16 protein-coding genes are annotated in these 20,174 nt (G+C 74.5%); 7 read left to right on the plus strand and 9 right to left on the minus strand.

The features are described from left to right. Positions 1-17: 17 nt before the first annotated feature. Positions 18-1,721, plus strand: coding sequence for a bifunctional 3'-5' exonuclease/DNA polymerase (locus tag CELF_RS16730; RefSeq protein WP_013772453.1), 1,704 nt, complete (start codon positions 18-20; stop codon positions 1,719-1,721). Between the two features lie 26 nt (positions 1,722-1,747). Here the strand turns inward: CELF_RS16730 and CELF_RS16735 are convergent, their stop codons facing one another. Beyond that, positions 1,748-2,413 (minus strand): XRE family transcriptional regulator, encoded by a 666-nt coding sequence (locus CELF_RS16735; RefSeq protein ID WP_013772454.1) that lies wholly within the window; start codon positions 2,411-2,413, stop codon positions 1,748-1,750. Positions 2,414-2,506: 93 nt separating this feature from the next. On the opposite strand from CELF_RS16735, the gene CELF_RS16740 reads away from it, so the two are divergent. After that, positions 2,507-4,177, plus strand: a complete 1,671-nt coding sequence (locus CELF_RS16740) for a bifunctional NAD(P)/FAD-dependent oxidoreductase/class I SAM-dependent methyltransferase (protein ID WP_013772455.1) — start codon at positions 2,507-2,509, stop codon at positions 4,175-4,177. 127 nt (positions 4,178-4,304) lie between these two features. On the opposite strand, the gene CELF_RS16745 is transcribed toward CELF_RS16740, so the two are convergent. The 3 genes from CELF_RS16745 to CELF_RS16755 are packed head-to-tail and all read right to left on the minus strand — an operon-like array spanning position 4,305 to position 7,617. Next, the gene (locus CELF_RS16745) at positions 4,305-5,033 is read right to left on the minus strand and encodes a cupin domain-containing protein (protein WP_013772456.1); all 729 of its coding nucleotides are present in this window, start codon (positions 5,031-5,033) and stop codon (positions 4,305-4,307) included. Continuing rightward, positions 5,030-6,133: a DUF6807 domain-containing protein gene (locus CELF_RS16750; protein ID WP_013772457.1), complete on the minus strand. Its 1,104-nt coding sequence runs from the start codon at positions 6,131-6,133 to the stop codon at positions 5,030-5,032. Before CELF_RS16750 ends, CELF_RS16745 begins: the two co-directional genes overlap by 4 nt. After that, a complete protein-coding gene (locus CELF_RS16755) occupies positions 6,130-7,617 on the minus strand; it encodes a Gfo/Idh/MocA family protein (RefSeq protein WP_013772458.1) in 1,488 nt (495 codons plus the stop codon). Before CELF_RS16755 ends, CELF_RS16750 begins: the two co-directional genes overlap by 4 nt. Before the next feature lie 251 nt (positions 7,618-7,868). Between CELF_RS16755 and arfA the strand changes: the two genes are divergently transcribed. Next, the gene (arfA, locus tag CELF_RS16760) at positions 7,869-9,389 is read left to right on the plus strand and encodes an arabinosylfuranosidase ArfA (protein WP_013772459.1); all 1,521 of its coding nucleotides are present in this window, start codon (positions 7,869-7,871) and stop codon (positions 9,387-9,389) included. A 298-nt stretch (positions 9,390-9,687) separates the two neighbouring features. Here the strand turns inward: arfA and CELF_RS16765 are convergent, their stop codons facing one another. From CELF_RS16765 to CELF_RS16780, 4 genes are all read right to left on the minus strand, one after another. Then, a complete protein-coding gene (locus tag CELF_RS16765) occupies positions 9,688-10,368 on the minus strand; it encodes a YesL family protein (RefSeq protein ID WP_013772460.1) in 681 nt (226 codons plus the stop codon). Between the two features lie 65 nt (positions 10,369-10,433). Next, positions 10,434-11,288, minus strand: coding sequence for a carbohydrate ABC transporter permease (locus CELF_RS16770; protein ID WP_049791593.1), 855 nt, complete (start codon positions 11,286-11,288; stop codon positions 10,434-10,436). Between the two features lie 53 nt (positions 11,289-11,341). After that, positions 11,342-12,298: a carbohydrate ABC transporter permease gene (locus CELF_RS16775; RefSeq protein ID WP_013772462.1), complete on the minus strand. Its 957-nt coding sequence runs from the start codon at positions 12,296-12,298 to the stop codon at positions 11,342-11,344. Positions 12,299-12,399: 101 nt separating this feature from the next. Next, positions 12,400-13,719 (minus strand): ABC transporter substrate-binding protein, encoded by a 1,320-nt coding sequence (locus CELF_RS16780; protein WP_013772463.1) that lies wholly within the window; start codon positions 13,717-13,719, stop codon positions 12,400-12,402. A 371-nt stretch (positions 13,720-14,090) separates the two neighbouring features. Here CELF_RS16780 and CELF_RS16785 point away from each other — a divergent pair, with 371 nt between their 5' ends. From CELF_RS16785 to CELF_RS16800, 4 genes are all read left to right on the plus strand, one after another. Further along, complete coding sequence (locus CELF_RS16785) at positions 14,091-15,302, plus strand: alpha-hydroxy acid oxidase (protein ID WP_013772464.1); 1,212 nt, start codon at positions 14,091-14,093, stop codon at positions 15,300-15,302. 247 nt (positions 15,303-15,549) lie between these two features. Beyond that, a complete protein-coding gene (locus CELF_RS16790) occupies positions 15,550-16,734 on the plus strand; it encodes an MFS transporter (protein ID WP_049791485.1) in 1,185 nt (394 codons plus the stop codon). Positions 16,735-16,901: 167 nt separating this feature from the next. Next, a complete protein-coding gene (locus tag CELF_RS16795; protein WP_013772465.1) occupies positions 16,902-17,825 on the plus strand; it encodes an NADP-dependent oxidoreductase in 924 nt (307 codons plus the stop codon). A gap of 153 nt (positions 17,826-17,978) precedes the next feature. Next, complete coding sequence (locus tag CELF_RS16800) at positions 17,979-18,335, plus strand: hypothetical protein (protein ID WP_013772466.1); 357 nt, start codon at positions 17,979-17,981, stop codon at positions 18,333-18,335. Between the two features lie 163 nt (positions 18,336-18,498). Here the strand turns inward: CELF_RS16800 and CELF_RS16805 are convergent, their stop codons facing one another. Continuing rightward, on the minus strand, positions 18,499-20,118 hold the full coding sequence (locus CELF_RS16805; protein ID WP_013772467.1) for a glycoside hydrolase family 64 protein: 1,620 nt from the start codon (positions 20,116-20,118) through the stop codon (positions 18,499-18,501). Positions 20,119-20,174 lie beyond the last annotated feature (56 nt).

Genomic DNA, 20,174 nt, shown 5'->3' on the forward strand with positions numbered 1-20,174 from the left:
GTGCGGGACGATGACGCGTGCCCTACGTGCTGCTCCTGGACGACCCCGACCGGGCCGGCGGCACGCTCCTGCAGGACGCCGCGGACGACGGCACGCCTGACGGCCCGCCACGCCGGGTCCCGGCACGCGACCTCCCGGCCGCGGTCGCGCGGGCCGAGGCGGACCGCCCGCGGTGGGTGTGGGACGACACCGCCCGGCGGTACCCGCCGCTGCTGCGCGCCGGCGTGCGGGTCGAGCGCTGCCACGACCTGCGCCTGTGCCACACGATCCTGCGCCGCAGCGCGTACGGCGCCGGCTCGGACCTCGCGCGCGCACCGCGCGGTCCGTGGGACGACCAGCGCCCCGACGAGCCCCCGCCGACCGAGCCGGACCTGCTCGACGAGCTGACGCTCCTCGACGACCGGGGCGACGGCCCTGTCCCCGCCCACGACGCCGTCGACGCGCCGCTCGACGTCGCCGACGAGCTCGCCCGCCAGCTCGCCGCGGTCGCGGGCTCCACGCAGCCCGGCCGCCTGCGGCTGCTGCTCGCCGCGGAGTCGACGGGTGCGCTCATCGCGCAGGAGATGCGGCACGACGGCATGCCGTGGGACGTGACCGTGCACGACGCGCTGCTCACCGACCTCCTCGGCCCGCGCCCGCGCGGCGGCGGGCGGCCCGCCCGGCTGGAGGCACTCGTCGCCCGGATCCGCGAGGAGCTCGTGCAGCCCACGCTCAACCCCGACTCGCAGCCCGACCTGCTGCGCGGCCTGCGGCTCGCGGGGTTCGACGTCGCGTCGACCTCCAAGTGGGAGATCCGCGGCATCGACCATCCTGTCCGGGACGTGCTGCTCGAGTACAAGACGCTGTCCCGGCTGCTGTCCGCGAACGGCTGGGCGTGGATGGACACGTGGATCCACGACGGGCGGTTCCGGCCCGAGTACGTGCCCGGCGGCGTCGTCTCGGGGCGGTGGGCGACGAGCGGCGGCGGCGCCCTCCAGCTGCCCGCAGCCGTACGGGCGGCGGTGCGCGCGGACGACGGGTGGCGGCTCGTCGTCGCGGACGCCGCGCAGCTCGAGCCGCGGGTGCTCGCCGCGATGTCGGGCGACGGTGCCATGGCCGCCGCGGGCCGGCAGGCGGACCTGTACCAGGGCGTGGTCGACGCCGGGATCGTCGCGACCCGGTCGGACGCCAAGTACGCGATGCTCGGCGCGATCTACGGGGCGACGACCGGGGCGAGCGCCGCCCTCATGCCGCAGCTCACGCGCGCGTACCCGCAGGCGGTCGCGCTGGTCGAGGCCGCGGCACGCGCCGGCGAGCGCGGCGAGGCCGTGACGACGTGGCTGGGTCGCTCGTCGCCCACGCCCGACGCCGCGTGGCAGGCCGAGCTGTCGGCCGCGTCCGCCGAGGGCGCCGCCGCCGAGGACGTGCGCGCCGTGCGGCGCCGGGCGCGGGACTGGGGACGGTTCACGCGCAACTTCGTCGTGCAGGGCACCGCCGCCGAGTGGGCGCTGTGCTGGATGGCGTCGCTGCGGCGGCGGCTGCGCGACGTGCCCGGGCGGCCGCACCTCGTCTTCTTCCTGCACGACGAGGTCATGGTCCACTCCCCCGCGCCGGTCGCCGAGGAGGTCGCGCAGGCCGTGCGCGACGCCGCCGTCGAGGCAGGCCGGCTGCTGTTCGGGGACACCCCTGTGGACTTCGCGCTGGACGTGTCCGTCGTCGAGAGCTACGACCAGGCGAAGTGAGCGCACCCGGCGCGTCGGTCGGAGGGTCAGGTCCCGTCGGCGCGTCGCTGGCGTGCCCGCACGTGCAGGCGCTCGCCCTGCGGGCCGAACAGCGTGAGCAGCTCGACGGGCTCCGGACCCGGGTTCACGAGCGCGTGCGGGGTGCGGGTGTCGAACTCCGCCACCTCGCCGGGGTCGAGCGTGAGGTCGTGCGTGCCGAGCAGCAGGCGCAGCCGGCCCGACAGCACGTAGAGCCACTCCCAGCCGTCGTGCACCTGCAGCGGGGGCGTGGCCGGCGCCGGGTCCGGCGGGATGACGATCTTGTACGCCCGGGCGCCGTCGGCGCGCCGCGTGAGGGGCACGAACGTCCGGCCGTGACGCTCGAACGGGCGGGCGAACACCCGGGGATCGCCCGTCGCGGGCGCGTCGACGAGCTCGTCGAGCGGCACCTGGTACTCGCGGGCGAGCGGGAGCAGCAGCTCGAGCGTCGGGCGCCGCCCGCCGGACTCCAGGCGGGACAGCGTCGAGAGCGAGACGCCCGTCGCGTCGGCGACCTGCGCGAGCGTCAGGCCACGGTCCTGCCGCAGGGCCCGCAGACGGGAGCCGACGCCCTCCAGGGCCGCCTCGACGTCGGTCGGCCGCAGACGGTCGCCCGCGTCGGGGGCGAACCGGTCGGTCTCGGCGTCGGCCCGGTGCTCGTGGTGGTCGCGCATGGCGGTCGAGTTTGCCACTCCGGCAACATGGTTTGCCAGTGGGCGGGTGTCCGGTCGACAGTGGTGCACGACGACGAGACGCAGGAGGAACGCATGGACGAGCGGTACGACGTGGTGGTGGTCGGCGGCGGCGCGGCCGGGCTCAGCGGTGCGCTGACGCTCGCGCGGGCGCGGCGGTCCGTGCTGGTCGTCGACGCGGGCACACCCCGCAACGCCCCGGCCGCGCATGCGCACGGCATGCTGACGCGCGACGGCACGCCGCCGCTCGAGATCCTCGCGGCCGGCCGCGCCGAGGTGCAGCGCTACGGCGCGCACGTCGAGCCCGGCTCCGTCGTCGCGGTCCACCAGGAGGACGGCGCGTTCACCGTCGAGCTCGCCGACGGCCGGTCCGTCGTCGCGCGCGCCGTCCTCAACGCGACGGGCCTGCGCGACGAGCTGCCCGACGTCCCGGGCCTGGCCGAGCGGTGGGGGTCCGACGTGCTGCACTGCCCGTACTGCCACGGGTGGGAGGTCCGTGACCGGCCCGTCGTGGTCCTCGGCACCACCCCGCTCGCCGCGCACGCCGCGCTCCTGTGGCGGCAGTGGACGCCCGACGTCACGCTCGTGCGGCACACCGCGCCGCCGCTGGGCGACGACGACGCGCAGCGCCTGGCCGCCCGCGGCGTCCGCGTGCTCGACACCGCGGTCACCGGCGTGGACGGCCCGCCCGGGGACCTCGCCGTGCACCTCGCCGACGGCGGGACCGTCCCGGCCGCCGCTGTCGTCGCACCGACGCGGCTGGTCGCGAACGCCGAGCACCTCGCCCCGCTCGGGCTGCACCCGGTCCCGCTCGAGGTCGGCGGGCACGAGATCGGCCGCGCCGTCCCGGCCGACCCGTCGGGCGCGACCGCGCTGCCGGGCGTGTGGCTCGCGGGGAACGTCACCGACCTGCGCGCGACCGTCGTCGTCGCGGCGGCCGCGGGCACGACGGCGGCCGCCGCGCTCAACGCCGACCTCGTCCTCCAGGACGCCGACGCGGCGGTGGCCGCGGCGCACGACGCGCACGTCACCGGGCACGGGGCGGACGGCGTCCGGCACGGGAAGGGCACCGCGGGCCGGCACACCGACCCGGTCACCGGGGTCGAGCTGCCCGAGGAGCTGCGCGGCATGTTCGCCCCGGACTTCTGGGAGGAGCGCTACAGCGGCGCCACGCACGTCTGGTCCGGCCGCCCCAACGCCACGCTCGTCGCCGAGGTCGCGGACCTCCCGCGCGGCCGCGCGCTCGACGTCGCCGCGGGCGAGGGGGGCGACGCGGTGTGGCTCGCCGAGCAGGGCTGGCACGTCACCGCCACCGACTGGGCGCCCGCGGGTCTCGCGCGGGGTGCCGCAGCGGCCGCCGAGCGCGGGGTCGGCGACCGCGTCACGTGGCGCCAGGCCGACATCACGTCCGACGACGGCTGGGACGACGAGCCGTACGACCTCGTCACGTCCCACTACCTCCACCTGCCTCCGGCCCTGCGGACCACCGCGGTGCGCAGGCTCGCGTCGCTCGTGCGGCCGGGCGGGACGCTGCTGGTCGTCGGGCACCACGCCGACGACCTGAGCACCGCCGTGCACCGCCCCGACGTGCCCGAGCTGTTCGCCGACGCCGTCGAGCTCGCGACGCTGCTCGACCCCGCCGCGTGGGAGCTCGTGACCGTCGAGGCCCGTCCGCGCACCGCGACCGACCCCGAGGGCCGCGAGGTGGTCCTGCACGACGCGATCCTGCGCGCGCGCCGGCGCTGAGACCGACGACGTCCGGTGAGGGCCGGCGACGTCCGGCGACCTCGGCGCCAGCAGCCGAACCCGCCGCCCGGGCGTCGTCGCTGCGGTCGCCCTCCCGGGGGCCGGGTCGACCGGGCGACCCGCCGGCTCAGCCGAGCGGCCAGGTCTGCAGGCGGCCGCACATCCCGTACCGGCGGGGCGCCGGGTCCGGGCGGACGTCGCGCACCTGCGCCGACCCGAGGTGCCCCGCCACGCCGCGGACCAGCGCCTCGAGGGCCCCGGCCGTCGCGTCGGTCTCGCGCAGCACGGTCCGCGTCCACCGGTCCTGCCAGTGCGGCACGTACGGGCGGACCAGCCGGGCGGCGGCGTCGTGCAGCGGCCGCAGCGCCGCCGCGGGGCCGAGCCGACGGACCGCGTCGAGCAGCTCGGCGTAGCCCTCCAGGGCCAGGTCGCGGCGGCGACGCGCGGCGGCGGCCAGCTCGTCGTCGGTCGCGCCCGGTCCGGGCAGCAGCGCGGCGGCCCGGTAGGCGGCGGCATCGGCGAGCACGGCGGACGGGAACGTCAGCACCGCGTCGCCGGCCTCGGGCAGCCCGGCGTTCCCCATGACGACGAGCACCTCGAGGTCCCCGTGGTTGACGGCGCGGTGCACCACGCCGGGGTCGAACCGCACGACGTCCCCCGCGCCCAGCGGGTGCTCGGCGAACCCCGCCGGCCCGAGCGTGTGGACCGCGCCGCTGCCGCCGAGCACGACGTAGGCCTCCGCCGACGCGGTGTGCAGGTGAGGTGCCCCGGACCCCGCCCGGCCGACGCCGTCGGGCGCGGGCCAGTCGTAGACGCGCAGGTGGCTGAGCGACACCCCGCCGGGCAGCAGGCTCACGACGACGGCACCCGGCCGTCGCCCCCTGCGCCGCCCGACGCCGCACCGGGCGCAGCCCCGCCCGTGGCGAGGGCCGCGGTCCCGAGCGCCGCGAGGTCCGCCGCGCGGTCGACGTCGGACGCCTCGTCGGCGACCACGACGGCGTACGCGAAGCTCAGGCTCTCGCCCGGGCCGAACGGCACCTCGGCCGAGAAGAACGGCGCCGGGTTGAGGCACCCGAAGTGCTCGGTGCGCGCGAACCACTGCGGCCCGGCCGGGTCGCTCGCGGGGTTGCCCGGGCCGTCGACGAGGACGACGGTCGACGCACGCCCCACGTCGTCGTGCCGCCCCACGAGTCCGAGCCACGGCTGCCGCGTCCCGCGCAGCTCCTCGCCGCCGGTGCCGCCGGGCGCGACGAGCACGCCGTCGGTGAACGACCGGGGCCCGCGCCAGAAGAGCCCGCCGTACCCGGCGTTCTCGCGGCCGCGGGTCGTGGGCGAGCCGAGGGGCAGGTCGTGCGGCGACACGTTCGTCAGGGTCGTGCGGAACGTCAGCACCCACGCGTCGGACCGGTCGGCGGGCACGACGAACCCGAGCGTGCGGCGCTCGTCGACGACGCGCTCCCCGGCCTGCGTGTGCCACGCGAGGGTGTGCGCCAGGTCGACGCGGCTGCTCCCGACGACGAGCGAGTCGAGCGCCTGGTGGTCCATCGACCCGTCGTTGTCGAGCTGCACGTACCCCTGTCCGTGCACGTACGTCGGGCCGCCCCAGAAGTTGTGCTCGCCGACGACGGGCAGCGACCACGCGACGCCCTTGTGCCACGCGTGGTCCCAGGGCCGGAACGCGGAGACGAGGTCGCCGCCGCGCGTGCGCAGCGGGTGCACGTACGGGCGGGGGCTCTCGAGCTGGACGTCGTCGGGCACGTAGACGTACCGGCCGAGCGTGACGTCGCCCGCGGTGACGTCGACGGCCCGGCCGACGTCGTGCAGCGCGCGGACCGAGGGCCGCGGGTCGAGGCGCGGCCGCCGGCCCGGTGCGGCGGTCCCGTGGGCCGGGACGGCCGGAGGCCGCGAGCCCGGGAACGCGTCGGCGACGGCGTGCTGGTCGGGACCGGCGCTCACGCGCTCGCCTCGTGGGCCGGACGCGGTGCGCGCGCCGGTCGGGACAGGTCGACGCCGAGGTCCAGGTCGTCGACGCGGACGGGGAGCCCCGTGACGAGCGACTGGTTCGCGGCGATGCCGACCGCGACCGCGCGCAGCCCGTCGAGATAGCCGGCGGGCCGCCCGAGGGCGTCCTCGGAGACGCGCAGGTGCTTGCGGAACACGTCCTTGAGCAGGATCGCGTCGCCGCCGCCGTGCCCGCCGATCCCGGCGGGGATCTCGTACTGCGTCGGCGCCTGCCAGTGCCGCTGGACGAGCAGCCGCTCCCCCTCGGGCCGCAGACCGCCCGCGGCGACGCCCTCGGGGGTCGCGGACGGGTCGAGCACGACCTTGCCGTCGTCGCCGACGAGCACCGCGCCGCGCTCGACGACCTCGAGCTCCGCGCGCCCCTCGGTGCCGTTGACGGTGACCCGGTACCCCTCCCACGGGCTGTGCGCGTTGAGCGAGTAGGTGAGCGTCGCGCCGGAGCGGTAGTCGACGACGAGCGCCATGTTGTCCTCGATCGTGATGCCGGGGCCGAAGACGTCCTGGTCACGCAGGTAGCCGTCGTGGTGCTCGGCGTCGAGGTAGAGCGCCTGCAGACGCGGGTCGTCGTGCAGGTCGAGCGCGAACGGGTCGCCGACCGCGCCGGTCCCGCGGGCGGGGCGCGGGCCGAGGCCGCGCGCGGCGGCGTTGCGGTCGCCGTAGAACCGCAGCCCGCCGGAGGCGTAGACGCGCGACGGGACGTCGTCGAGCCACCAGTTGACGAGGTCGAAGTGGTGGCTCGACTTGTGCACGAGCAGCCCGCCCGAGCTCTTCTTCTCGCGGTGCCAGCGGCGGAAGTAGTCGGCGCCGTGCACGGTGTCGAGCGCCCACTCGAAGTGCACGCTCGTGACCTCGCCGATCTGGCCGGACTGGACGACCTGGCGCAGCGAGGAGTTCCGGGGGGCGTACCGGTAGTTGAACGTCATGGTGACGTCCCGGCCCGTGTCGGCGACGGCGCCCGTGATGCGGCGGCAGCCGGCCCGGTCGGTCGTGAGGGGCTTCTCGACGACGACGTCCGCGCCGGCGGCGAGCGCGCGCGCGACGAGGTCGGCGTGCGTGTGGTCGGGCGACGTGACGACGACGGTGTCGACGCGCCTCTCCTCGATCATCTTCTCGAGGCCCTCGGGCGTGTACCGGGGCAGCCCGGCGGGGCCGTCCTGGCCGAGCGCACGCCCGACCTCCGCGTCGTAGTAGTCGATGCGGCCCGGGTTCGGGTCGAGCCACGCGACGAGCGTCGCCACGTCGGCGTGCTCGCCGGTGATCGCGGAGACGTACATCCCGGCGCGGTGGCCGGTGCCGGCGACGGCGAACCGGCGCTGCTCGCCGGCGGGCGCGGGCGCGAAGTCGGGCACGACCCCGTGCCCGGCGGCGGTGCTCGCGCTGGAGGCGGGACGGGGGGCGGTGGGGTTCTGGTCGACCACGTGGATCCTCTGCTCTCGGTGCGACGTCGCACCGCTTGGGAAAGCGCGTTCCGTGCTGCACAGACTAGGACGAGCCACGCGCGGCCGCCAGGGTCTGGCACGATCATCGAATCGATCCGGCCCGTGTCGGGCGCGCTCGTCCCTCGCCCTCGGGGACGGACTTCCCAGCACCGCCGGATCGGGGTTAGTCTCGCTTCTACAACGTTGCACGAACGCCTGACGCCGCCGTCGGGCACACCCCAGGAGACCCGATGCCTCAGCGCGCCACCGTCCTGCTGCACCCCGACTTCCGCGTCGGCGAGATCGACCGCCGCGTCTTCGGCTCGTTCGTCGAGCACCTCGGCCGCGCCGTCTACACCGGCATCTACGAGCCCGGCCACGAGACCGCCGACGAGCACGGCTTCCGCCGGGACGTCGCCGACCTCACGCACGAGCTCGGCGTGACCATGGCCCGCTACCCCGGCGGCAACTTCGTCTCCAACTACAACTGGGAGGACGGCGTCGGCCCCGTCGAGGACCGCAAGCCGTTCATCGACCTCGCCTGGCGCACCATCGAGCCCAACACCATCGGCACCGACGAGTTCCTCCAGTGGGCCGAGCGCGAGGGCATCGAGCCCATGATGGCCGTCAACCTCGGCACCCGCGGGGTCGCCGCCGCCGCCGCGCTCGTCGAGTACTGCAACGGCGAGGCGGGCTCCCGCTGGGCCGACCTGCGCATCGCCAACGGCCGCGAGAAGCCCTACGGCGTCCGCCTGTGGTGCCTCGGCAACGAGATGGACGGCCCGTGGCAGATCGGCCACAAGACCGCCGACGAGTACGGCAAGCTGGCCGCCGAGGCCGGCAAGGCCATGAAGCTCGTCGACCCCACGATCGAGCTCGTCGCGTGCGGCTCGTCGTCCATGCAGATGGACACGTTCGGCGAGTGGGAGCGGACCGTCCTCGAGCACACGTGGGACGTCGTCGACCACATCTCCATGCACGCCTACTACGAGGAGCTCGACGGCGACCGCGCGTCCTTCCTCGGCTCCGGCACCGCCATGGACCGCTTCATCCGCCGCGTCGTCGCGTCCGCCGACGCCGTCGCCGCGCGCCGCCGCTCCGACAAGCAGATCACCATCTCGTTCGACGAGTGGAACGTCTGGTACCTGCAGTCCCGGTTCGTCGGCGAGAAGAACCTGCCGCTGCAGAAGGACGCCCCGCGCATCATCGAGGACGTCTACTCGGGCCTCGACGCCGTCGTCGTCGGCGACCTGCTCGTCACGCTGCTCAACCACGCCGACCGCGTGCCCGTCGCGTGCCTCGCGCAGCTCGTGAACGTCATCGCGCCGATCATGACCGAGCCCGACGGCCCCGCCTGGCGCCAGCCGACGTTCCACCCGTTCGCCACCACCGCGCGCCTGGCCCGCGGCACCGCGCTCGACCTGCGCGTCACCGCCCCGACCGTCAGCACCGCGCAGCACGGCGACGTCCCCGTCGTCACCGCCGCCGCGACGCTCGACGGCACCGAGGGCGCGGTCTTCCTCGTCAACCGGTCCGCCGAGCCCGTCGAGGTCGAGCTCTCCCACCCCGGCGTCGAGCTCACCCTCGGCCGCGGCGTCCAGGTCACGGCCGACCACGAGCCCGCCGTCGAGGGCCCGGAGCACGCGGCCAAGGTCGCCGCCGAGCACGTCGCCGAGGTCGACGCCCCGGTCACGTCCGCCGACGCGGGCCGCACGGTCCTCACGCTCGCCCCCGAGTCCTGGCTGGCCCTCCCGGCGACCCTGACCCGCTGACCCGGGCCGGGTGCCCGCACCCGCCCCTGCCGCTCCCGCCCCGCCGGCCGCCCTCCGGCACCGGGAGCACGACGAGGCCCCGAGACCGCGCCGCCGCCCGGCGCGACTCTCGGGGCCTCGCCCACGTGCACCGAGCTCGCGACCTCCTGCCGACATCGCGAGCCGGGACTCGCGATCTCGGCGCGACCTCACGATCTCGGCGAGGTGGGGGCCGGGTCGGGCGAGCCGGGGCCGGGTCGGGCGAGCCGGGGCCGGTCGGGAGGGGCAGGCACGGGGGGACGGGGCGCCGGTGGGGTGGTCAGTGGTGGAGGGCGCGGTGCTCGACCGCGACCGTGGCCAGGGCGAGGAGGCCCGGGACGACCACGACCAGCGGCGGGAGCATCCAGACGATCACGCCGCACAGCGCGAGCGCGAGCACGAGGAGCCCGGAGCCGGCCAGGTCGTCGCCCGTGCGCCGGCTGGCGTCGCGCAGGACGATCCGCCAGGAGGCGCCCGGCGCCCACCCGGCCGCGGCGCGCAGGAGCGCGACGAGCAGGGACACGGCGGCGGCGGCGGACACGACGCGCACGCCGGTGCCACCGGGGAGCACCCCGGTGCCGGCGAGGCTGTAGTTGAAGGCGAGGAGGAGCAGCAGCGCGACGGAGCCGACCGCGACGAGCCACACCCCGCGGCAGGCCGCCCGGAAGTCGTCCCACAGGTCACGCAGGGTGTCGGGACGCCCGGACAGGTGCCGGCGGACGTGCGCGACGCCGGCGGCGAGTGCGGGCAGCGCGGTGACGACGGGCAGCGACAGCACCGAGACGGCGAGCCCGACGGTGAGCGCCTCGCCGAACAGCCCGACCCGTCCGCCGCCGAGCAGCGCGCGGTCGTCGGGGCGGGGACCGGCCTCGTCGTCGCCGGTGCCGGCGGGCACGTCCGTGGGGCGCCGCGCGGTGTCGTCGGGGTGCGGCTCGTCGGGGCGGTCGGCGCTCGCGGTCATGGCGTCCAGGCTCGCACGACGGGGCGACCCGGCCGCAGCCGAGCCGCCCCGCGGGACGTGCGTCATCAGCCCTTGAGGCCCTGCGTGGCGACGCCCTCGACCAGGTAGCGCTGGAAGACGAGGAAGAACAGCAGGACGGGCACGAGCGCGAGGACGGCCATCGCCATCTGGGCGCCGTAGTCGGACGTGGTGGTCTGGTCGACGTAGAGCCGCAGCGCGAGCGGCATCGTCGCCAGGTCGGGGTCCTTGAGGTAGAGGAGCGGGCCGAAGAAGTCGTTCCACGACCAGATGAACGCGAAGATCGAGCTCGTCACGAGCGCGGGCTTCATGAGCGGCAGCATGATCGAGGTGAAGATCCGCACGTGCCCGGCTCCGTCGATGCGCGCGGCCTCGTCGAGCTCGCGCGGCAGGTTCCGCATGAACTGCACCATGAGGAAGACGAAGAACGCCTCGGCGGCGAGGAACTTGCCGACGAGCAGCGGGACGAAGGTGTCCACGAGCTCGAGCCGGGAGAACACGATGTACTGCGGGATGATGACGACGTGGAACGGCAGCAGGAGCGTGCCGATCATGAGCGCGAAGAACGCGTTCCGCCCGGGGAAGTCGATCCGCGCGAACGCGTAGGCGGACACCGAGCAGGACAGCGTGATCCCGACGACGGAGCCGATCGCGAGGATCAGCGAGTTGGTGAAGAACGTCCAGAACGAGACGCCGCCGATGCCGTCGAGCGCCTTGGCGAAGTTCGCGAAGGTCGCCGCGTCGGGGATGAGGCTCACGTTGCCGACGATGTCGCTGCTCGGCTTGAACGACGACGAGAGCATCCACACGGCCGGGTAGAGGATCACGCCGACGATCGCGAGGACGATCGCGTGGAACCCGAGGCCCTTGAGGCGGTCGCGCGTGCGGTGCTGCTGGCGCAGGCGGGCGCTCTGCTCGGTGGAGACGGGACCGCTGGGGGTCGCGGCGATCGTGGTCACTTGCCCTCCCCGGAGTAGTGCACCCAGAACTTCGAGCTGCGGAAGAAGATGACGGTGATGACGCCGACGACCACGACGAGGACCCAGGCCATCGCGGAGGCGTAGCCCATGCGGAAGTCGACGAAGCCGCGCTGGTAGAGGTACAGCGTGTAGAAGAGCGTCGACCGGGCGGGGCCGCCGGTGCCGTTCGAGATGATGAACGCGGACGCGAAGATCTGGAACGCGTGGATGGTCTCGAGCAGCAGGTTGAAGAAGATGACCGGCGAGAGCATCGGCAGCGTGATGTTGCGGAACTTGCGCACCGGGCCGGCGCCGTCGACCGACGCGGCCTCGTAGAGCTCGTTCGGGATCTGCTTGAGGCCCGCGAGGAAGATGACCATCGGCGCACCGAACTGCCAGACGGTCAGCAGCACGAGCATCGGCATCGTGCGGTTCGGGTCGCCGACCCAGCCGCCCGCGGGGGCGCCGAAGAGCTGCTGGATCTGGTCCACGATGCCGTCGTCGATGAACATCGCCTTCCAGACGATGGCGATCGAGACGGACGCGCCGACGAGGGACGGCATGTAGAACGACGACCGGTAGAAGCCCTTGCCGCGCCGCCGGGTGTTGAGCAGCATCGCGACCGCGAGCGCCGCGATGAGCTTGATCGGCGTCCCGAACAGCACGTAGGTCGCGGTGACCTGCCACGCCTTGAGGTAGCTCGGGTCGGAGAACAGGAGCCGGAAGTTCTCGAGGCCGGTGAACTCGGGCGGCGCGAACAGGTTGTAGTTCGTGAACGCCAGGTAGAGCGACGCGAGCATCGGGCCGGCGGTCAGCAGGAAGAAGCCCAGCAGCCAGGGGGTGAGGAAGGCGTACCCGGCGCGGGTCTCGGCGGCCTTGCGGCGCTTGCGCGCGCTGCCGGGCGCCGGCGCGGGGGCGGCGGGAGGCGTGGTCACCTCGGCGGTGAGGGTCACGGGTCGTTCCGTTCGTCGGTGAGCGGGTTCCGCTGGCGGTCCGGTGCGGCCGCCGGGTGGGCGCCCCGCCCGCGGGGTGGGCGGGCGGGGCGCCGGTCGGCTCAGGAGGTCGCGAGCTCCGCCTCGGCGAACCACTGCGAGGCGAAGTCCTCCTCGGTGATCGTGCCGTAGGCGAGCTCCTCGCCGAGGGTCTTCCACTTGGCCTCGATGGTGCCGAAGCCCTTGACCGGGATCGGCGTCGACTCGGTCACCTGCTCGGCGACCTCCTCCTCGTACGCGATGACGCGGGCGTCGACGCTGCCCTCCTCGGTGGCGACGGCGGCGCGCTGCTCCTCGTCGGCCGGGACGCCCTTGGAGGTGCCGAAGATGGTGCCGACCTCGGGGTCCGTGAGGAGGAAGTTGATGAGGGTCGCGGCGGCCTCGGGGTGCTCGGTGTTCGCGCCGGCGGACAGCAGCATCGACGGCTTGAAGAACAGGTGCTTCTCGCCGGGCTCGACCGACGGGATCTGGGCGAGCTGGATGTCCTGCGTGCCCGAGTCGGCGGTGTAGGCGGCGAGGAAGTTGTCCCAGCTCATCTCGGTGGCCGACTCGTTGACCGTGAAGCCGCCCTTGGGCAGCAGCGACGTGCCGCGGTCGATCGGGTAGACGAGCTTGTCGGCGCGCAGGTCGGCGGTGAGGCCGAGGAACTCGGTGATGTCGTCCTCGTCGAACCCGAACGTGCCGTCGTCCTCGAAGGGCGTGACGCCCTTCTGCAGCAGCCACTGGATGAAGAACCAGAAGGTGCCGGTGTAGTCGACGGCGCCGAACAGCTGGTAGCCGTCGGCGGTCGTCGTGCCGGAGGACGAGGCGTCGGCGATGAACTCGTTGTAGTCCTCCCACGTGTAGTCCGCGTCGTCCGGGAACTCGGCGCCGGTCGCGGTGATGACGGCGGGGTTCTGGAACATCGCGAACGTGTTGGTGGAGGTGGGGATGCCGATGGTCTTGTCGTCGAGCACGCCGGCCTCGGTGAGCGTCTCGTCGTACCCGGACAGGTCGATGGTGCCGTTGTCGACGTACTCGGCGAGGTCGAGCAGCTGGCCGTTCTGGTTGAACTCCCGCAGGTAGGACAGGTCGAACTGCATGACGTCGGGGAGCTTGCGGCCCGCGGCCTCGGTCGAGCGCTGCGTCCAGTAGTCGGGGAACGCGGCGAAGCTCGTCTGCACCGTGATGTACGGGTACTTCTCCTGGAACAGGTCGAGCGCCTGCTGGTACCGGGCCGCGCGGTCGTCGTTGCCCCACCAGGTGAAGTTGATCGTCACCGGGTCGGTCGGGTTGGCGCTGGGGGCGGCGTCCTCGTCGTCGCCGGAGCCGGAGGCGCAGGCGGTGAGGGTGAGTGCGGTGACCGCGGCCAGCGCGGTGATCTTCCAGAACGGTCGCTTCATCGTCAGGAGCCTCCTTGCTCGGATCTGTGAAAGCGCATTCCGGACGGTAGGTGAGCCCCGACGGCAGTGTCAACGGTTCACGATGAAACGTTACAAAGCCGTTGTGGTCCAGGCCACACCACCGGGGCTGCGCACCACGCTACGCGAGGCCCTGACCGCCCGCGCTCCCCGCCTGATGACCTCGACGGCGTCGCGGTGTATCGTTTCAAGCGAGTCCTGGCGAGCGCTTACCGCGCCAGCCTGGGACACGCCCGCCGAGGCGCCGTAGCCTCGGTGCACCGCACCGCACCGCCGCGACGCCACCGCCGCCGCGCACCGCCGCACCACCGACCTCCGTGCAGCCCGACGACGCGCCACCCAGGAGCCCGCAGGTGACCGACCGCCAGATCCCGTCCTGGTCCGAGCTCAAGCCGCTGCTGCGGCCCAAGCCGATCGAGCTCGACCCGACGAGGCGCCGACTCGACGACGCCCTCACGATCACCGACCTGCGCCGCACCGCCCGGCGCCGCACGCCGCGCTCGGTGTTCGACTACACCGACGGCGCCGCCGAGGCCGAGATCAGCCTGCGCCGCGCCCGGTCCCTGTTCCGGAACATCGAGTTCCGCCCGTCGATCCTGCACGACGTCTCCGCGGTCGACACCACCACGCGGTTCCTCGGCAGGCCGTCCGCGCAGCCCTTCGGCTTCGCGCCGACCGGGTTCACGCGGATGATGCACCACGAGGGCGAACGGGCCGTCGTCCGCGTCGCCGAGCGCCGCGACATCCCCTACGCGCTGTCCACGATGGGCACCACGTCCATCGAGGACGTCGCCGCCGCCGCACCCGACGCGCGCAAGTGGTTCCAGCTCTACGTCTGGAAGGACCGCTCCGCGGGCGAGGACCTCATGGCCCGCGCCAAGGCCGCCGGGTACGAGGCGCTCATGCTCACCGTCGACGTGCCCGTCGCCGGTGCCCGGCTGCGCGACACCCGCAACGGCTTCGCGATCCCGCCCGCGCTCACCGTCAAGACCGTCCTCGACGCCGCGACGCACCCGGCCTGGTGGCTCAACCTCCTCACGACCGAGCCCCTGAGGTTCGCGTCGCTGTCCACGTGGGACGGCACCGTCGCCGAGCTGCTCGACAAGCTCTTCGACCCGACCATGACGATCGCCGACCTCGAGTGGCTGCGCGCCTCCTGGGACGGGCCGCTCATCATCAAGGGCATCCAGACGGTCGACGACGCACGTCGCGTCACCGACGCCGGGGCCGACGCGATCGTCCTGTCCAACCACGGCGGACGGCAGCTCGACCGCGCACCCGTGCCCGCGCGGCTCCTGCCCGACGTCGTCGAGGCGGTCGGCGACCGCACCGAGGTGTGGGTCGACACCGGCATCCTGTCCGGCGCCGACGTCGTCGCGGCCCTCGCGCTCGGCGCGCGCGCCACCCTCGTCGGCCGCGCCTACCTCTACGGGCTCATGGCCGGCGGGGAGCGCGGCGTCGACCGGGCCGCCGAGATCCTGTCCCGCGAGGTGCGGCGCACCATGGCGCTGCTCGGCGTCGCGTCGGTCGACCAGCTCGGCCCGCAGCACGTGCGCCTGCCCTGACGACCCGTCGCCCGCCGCGCCGGTGAGTCGCGTGCGCGTCCACCGTCCCGCGGCACCACGGCTCGCGTGACACCGCGGTCAGCCAGCACCGCTCCCCCGCCACCGAGGAAGGAGCGTCCTCACGGGCACCGCCGACCATCCCGGCGGCCCTGCACCCGCACCGGGCTCGTCGGGCCGCCGCGACTCCGTCCTGCGTCTGCACAACTTCCGGCTCCTCGTCGGCGCCCAGCTGCTGGGTGGCACCGGCATGTGGATGGTCCGCATGTCGACCGACTGGCTCGTCCTCGAGCTCACCGGCAGCTCGGCGGCCGTCGGCGTGCTCGTCGCGCTGCAGTTCCTGCCGATGCTCGTCGTCGGGCCGTTCGGCGGCCTCCTCGCCGACCGCTACGACAAGCGCCGACTCGTCGAGTCCGCGCAGGTCGCCAACGCGGTGCTCGCCGCGGGCCTCGCCGTGCTCACGCTCACCGGGGCCGTCGCCGTGTGGCACCTGTACGTCGTCGCCGTCCTGCTCGGCGTCGTCGCGTCCGTCGACCAGCCGTCCCGCCAGGTTCTCGTCAGCGAGGTCGTCGGCGACCAGGCGCTGCAGCGCGCCGTCAGCACCATGAACGCGGTCGGTCAGGCCGGCGGGCTCCTCGGCCCCGCCGCCGCGGGGTTCGTCATCGCGCACTGGGGCGAGGGCTGGGCGTTCACCGTCAACGGCGTCGTGGCGCTGTGCGTCGTCGCGGTCGTCGCCTCGATGCGTGCGCGCGAGATGCAGCCCGCCCCGCGCGTGCCGCGTGCCCGCGGGCAGGTCCGCGAGGGCGTGCGGTACGTGCTCGACCGGCCGCGCCTCGCCTGGGTCATCGTGCTCGCCGGGCTCATGGGCGCACTCGGCATGAACGGCCCCGTCGTCCTCACCGCGTTCGCGCAGGACGTGTGGGGCACCGGCGCCGGCGGGTTCGGCCTCTACAACTCGGTGAGCGCGCTCGGGGCGCTCGCCGGCGTCGTCGTCGGAGCACGGTTCCTGCGCCTGCGCGCCCGGTCCGTCGTCGGGGCGTCCGCCCTGTTCGCCGTCGCCGAGGCCACCGCCGCACTGTCGCCCACGCACGGCGTCTTCCTCGTCATGCTCGCGCTCGTCGGGGCTGCGACGCTGCTCTTCCTCACGTCCGCCGCGACCCTCGTCCAGCTCACCGCGGGCCCGCGTGTCCGCGGGCGCGTGCTCGCGCTCTACAGCCCGCTGCTGCTCGGCGGGCACGCGCTGGGCGGGCTGCTGCAGGGGTGGCTCACCGAGCAGCTGGGTGTCCGCGCGGGCCTCGTCGTCACGGGCGCCCTCGCGCTCCTCGCCACCGCCCTGGTCGCCGTCGCGCTCGCCCAGGTCGGCCGCCTGCGCCCGGCCCTGCGCCGCCACCCCTGGCCGCTGACGATCGTCCCCCGCGCCCCCGACCCCACCTGACCCCCTGGCTGGAACCGACGAGGCCGGAGTCACGACGTCGGCGGGGCGGCCGGAGGGAGGAGAGGCAGCGGGGGTGGAAGGACGGGCGTGGACTCGGGGGGTGTGACGTCGGTGACGTCGCGAGGGCGGGTGGAATAGGACCGCAGGTGGGCGGTGCTGGGAGGGGCATGCGTGCGATCACCTACTCCCGCTACGGCGGCAGCGACGTCCTCGAGCTCACCGAGCAGCCCACCCCCAAGGTCGGGCCCGACACGGTCCTGGTCCGCGTGCGGGCCGCGTCGGTCAACCCGGTCGACTGGAAGGTCCGCCAGGGGTACCTCGACCCGATCATGGACGTGCACTTCCCCGTGGTCCCGGGCTGGGACGTCGCGGGCGTCGTGGAGCGTGTCGGGCTCGACACGCCCGAGTACCAGGTCGGCGACGAGGTGTTCGGCTACGTGCGCACGGACTGGGTGCACGGCGGGACGTTCGCCGAGTACGTGTCCGCACCGGTCCGGACGCTCGCCCGCAAGCCCGCGACCCTGTCGTTCGAGGAGGCGGCGGCGGTCCCGCTGGCCGGGCTCACGGCGTACCAGTCGATCCGGCGCAGCGGCGTGACGGCCGGGCAGACGGTGCTCGTGCACGCGGCGGCCGGCGGGGTCGGCGGGTTCGCGGTGCAGGTCGCCCGCGCGCTCGGGGCACGCGTCATCGGGACGGCGTCGGAGTCGAACCACGCGTTCCTCCGCGACCTCGGAGCCGAGCCGGTGACGTACGGGGACGGGCTCGTCGAGCGCGTGCGCGCCCTCGCCCCCGAGGGCGTCGACGTGGTGCTCGACTACGGCAGCCCGGACGCGATCGCGACCGCCCCGTCGCTGCTGCGCGACGGCGGCACGATCGCGTCGATCGTGGACGCGAAGGCCCGCGACGAGCTGGGCGGCCACTACGTGTGGGTCCGCCCCGACCCCGCCGACCTGGCGGCGCTCGGCGCGCTGATCGACGAGGGCAAGGTCCGCGTCGAGGTCGCGCAGGTGTTCGACCTGGCCGACGCGGCCGCGGCCCACGACGCGAGCGCGTCGGGCCACGTCCGCGGCAAGGTCGTCGTGCGCGTCTGACCCCACCGCCCCCGCACGCGCAGCCCCCGCCCCCCGCTGGGCGAGGCACGACGCCACGAGACCGCGACAAGCACGGGTCGGCCTCGTGGCGTCGTGCCGTCCTCGCCGCCGGTCGCCCGGCCGCCCGGCCGCAGGGGGTGCGAGGATGCCGGCATGGCGCCCTACCCCGACGGTCCGACCCTGGCGAGCGACCCCGAGCTGGCCGAGCAGACCCAGCAGGCGATGCGCCGCGGGACCGAGACGCTGGTCCGCGAGCTCGCAGACCAGGGCGTGACCGGCACCTACCCGTTCGTCACCTACTCCCTGTACCCCGTGGTGTTCCTGATCACGCAGAGCGATGCCGAGCGCGACCTGCTCGTCGCACAGGGACTGCCGCGGGACGTCGTGGTGCGGCACATGACGCAGGCGGGAGTCCGGCCCGACCTGGCCCAGGCCTCCCGGGTCGGCGCCGAGTCGCAGGAGACCGTCGACCGCGACTGGGGCGGCAACTGGTACCAGGCGATGCGCTGACGCGACGCGCGCGAGCCGGCCTCGGCGGATCGGCGCGCGTGCGGATCGGGCGGGGGACGCGCGCGCCGGTCGGTCGGCGGACGCGCAGGAGGCTGCCCCGCGCGTGCGGGACAGCCTCCTGGTCGGGCCGGGCGACGCGCGTCGGCGCGTCAGCCGGCGAGGGTCAGCGCAGCGTCCACCGCTGCGCCCCCGTGCCGTTGCAGTCGTAGATCTGGACCTGCGTCCCCGCGGTCGACGACCCGCTCGGGATGTCGAGGCACCGGCCCGACTGCGGGTTGCGGTAGGCACCGCCCGTCTGCGGGACCCAGACCTGCGCCCCGGTGCTGTTGCAGTCCCACAGCTGCACCTTCGTGCCGTTCGCCGTGCCGCCGCCCGCGATGTCGAGGCACTTGCCCTGCACGCGCAGGGTGCTGCCCGCCTCGACGAACGACCACTGCTGCGCGACCGTGCCGTTGCAGCCCCAGATCTGGATCTTGTTGCCGTTGGTCGTGCCCCGGTTGTCGTTGTCCAGGCACATGCCGTTGGCGTTGACGAGCGCGCCGGCGGTCGCGCCGCCGCCGCCACCGCCGCCACCGCCGGTGCCGCCGCCCGTGAACGGGCTGAGGACCAGACCGGCGGAGCGCGGGTCGCCGTCGTGGACCAGCGACTCGAACGCGCCCACGTCGTCGAACGCGAACGCGTACGCCTTGCCGTCCGCCATGGCCGCGTGGATCGCCTTGGCGTACTGGTTGGTCGGGCTGCTGCGGTAGAACTCCGCGGCGTTCGTGCTGGGCTGAGTGTCGACCGTGCCGAGGGTGCCGCGGTTGAGGGCCGCGCACAGGGTCCGGGCGATCGGCCCGACGACCTGGTCGTTCGGTGCGTGCAGGGCGCCGTCACAGCCCCACACGTCGGCGCTGCTCGGCTTGCTGAAGGACGCCACCTGCGCGCCGGAGGCGTTGGTGAAGCGCATGACGTCGCCGCTCGTGCGGCCGTAGTACCGCAGGCTCGGCTGGTCGGAGAACGGCGTCACCGTGAGCGTCCTGGTGGTGTACGCGTTCCACGCCGACGTGATGTACGGGTCGAGGTACGTGGTGCTGAGCAGGCCGGCCGCCGCCGCCTTGCCCGGCGCGAGGACCCGCAGCACCGTGCCGTCGGCGCGGGTGACGACGCTGCCGGACCAGCCGGGCTGCGCCTTGAGCGCGTCGATCACCTGGTCCCGACCGTTGGCGACCACGTCGCCCGTGCGCCTCGTGACGCCGCTCGCGCCCGTGACGGTCACGGCGTGCGGGATCGCGAACATGTCGACCTGCGAGCTGTTGAGCCACAGCCCGGAGTCGTTGTAGGTGAGCTCGCTCCAGTCGAAGAGCACGTCGTGGCTCGCGTCGCCGCCGGCCCAGGGCGCGGGCTGCACGAGCCCGTCGGGCGTGAGGAAGAACGGCAGCTTGGCGCCCATCGAGAAGTAGACGCGGCCCGAGAACCCGCGCGGGACGTTGATCGTCTTCGTGCCGCCGTTCGCCGGGCCGGCGATGGAGACGTCGGGGGCGGGCGACGGCGGGTTCGAGCCGGCGGGCCACGGCGTGAAGGTGCCGGCGGCGTTCACGTAGCCGAGGCGGCCCGTCGCGAGGTCGGTGCCCAGCACGTACAGGTGGACGGTGTCGCCGCGCCCGGTGCTGTTGGTGACCGTGACGGGCAGGACCGACGGGCCGACGGCCTGGGCCGCGGTGGTGCCGGTGAGGACGAGCGGGACGGCGAGGGCCGCTGCGGCGAGGATGCCGAGGAGCGCTCTGGGTGTGCCGATGCGCATCTGTGAACCTTCCGGGGGTGGCCGGTGGGACGCCCGTCCGGTCCGTGGAGGCGGAC

It is taken from the genome of Cellulomonas fimi ATCC 484, from assembly GCF_000212695.1.
GTDB lineage: Bacteria > Actinomycetota > Actinomycetes > Actinomycetales > Cellulomonadaceae > Cellulomonas > Cellulomonas fimi.

Bases quoted from the DNA above. Each gene is read 5' to 3' on its own strand.
- CELF_RS16740 (WP_013772455.1), top strand. From the start codon at position 2,507: ATGGACGAGCGGTACGACGTGGTGGTGGTCGGCGGCGGCGCGGCCGGG.
- arfA (WP_013772459.1), top strand. From the start codon at position 7,869: ATGCCTCAGCGCGCCACCGTCCTGCTGCACCCCGACTTCCGCGTCGGC.
- CELF_RS16790 (WP_049791485.1), top strand. From the start codon at position 15,550: ATGTGGATGGTCCGCATGTCGACCGACTGGCTCGTCCTCGAGCTCACC.
- CELF_RS16805 (WP_013772467.1), bottom strand. From the start codon at position 20,118: ATGCGCATCGGCACACCCAGAGCGCTCCTCGGCATCCTCGCCGCAGCG.
- CELF_RS16795 (WP_013772465.1), top strand. From the start codon at position 16,902: ATGCGTGCGATCACCTACTCCCGCTACGGCGGCAGCGACGTCCTCGAG.
- CELF_RS16765 (WP_013772460.1), bottom strand. From the start codon at position 10,368: ATGACCGCGAGCGCCGACCGCCCCGACGAGCCGCACCCCGACGACACC.
- CELF_RS16735 (WP_013772454.1), bottom strand. From the start codon at position 2,413: ATGCGCGACCACCACGAGCACCGGGCCGACGCCGAGACCGACCGGTTC.
- CELF_RS16780 (WP_013772463.1), bottom strand. From the start codon at position 13,719: ATGAAGCGACCGTTCTGGAAGATCACCGCGCTGGCCGCGGTCACCGCA.
- CELF_RS16800 (WP_013772466.1), top strand. From the start codon at position 17,979: ATGGCGCCCTACCCCGACGGTCCGACCCTGGCGAGCGACCCCGAGCTG.